The sequence below is a fragment of the Oleiphilus sp. HI0061 genome (assembly GCF_001635675.1).
In genome coordinates, this window is the sequence record NZ_LWFE01000526.1 from 1 (window position 1) to 638 (window position 638).

Annotated in this window: 1 protein-coding gene; it reads right to left on the reverse strand. The window is 41.5% G+C overall.

What is annotated here, in order from left to right; genetic code table 11:
• Nucleotides 1–519 (reverse strand): hypothetical protein (locus tag A3735_RS06925; protein WP_156499480.1); only part of this gene is annotated, 519 nt, incomplete at its 3' end.
• Nucleotides 520–638 lie beyond the last annotated feature (119 nt).

Consider the following 638-nt stretch of genomic DNA (forward strand, 5'->3'; position numbering starts at 1 on the left):
TGTGTCTTGGTGATGCTCTGGATTAATTAGGCCGCGATGATCGATTAAGGTGATCGCCGCTTCAATAGTTAAATCTGTGATTTCATAAGCTTGAGATAATAAGTGCGAAAGCTCGATTTGCTGGTCGACATTCATGCCAGATAAACCAAGGTTCGGGATTAGCGGCAGTATTTTCTCAATGCGTGCTTTGTTCTTATTGCTTGTCGCTAACTTTAAGGACATTAAAAGATAGTCTTGAGCGTCAGCTTCATTGAGGTGCTCTATTTGAACTGACCCTAGTGCAGCATCGCTCTGTGCGTATAGGTTATTTTCCCAATAAGATTGTGCGGCTTGAAAAAATAGCTTGGATTGTTGTTTTGGGGAGGTGGACTTTAGTGCTAGTGAAATCAGCTCTTCCGGTTGTTTTGGAGCGGGAGATTCGACCTTTGTTAGTTTGCTTTGGTTTACTTTAGGCGATGTGCCACAGGCAGATATAATGACAGACAGGCAGACAATAATAGAAAAGTGAAGTGCTTTCATAGCGGGGTCTATGCTTAAATGTAGAATGTTCCGTATTTTATAGTGAGGTTGTGTTCTTGGAAAGTGCCATTTACATTGTTGCGACGCCAATAGGAAATTTGTCAGATATTACTTTGAGG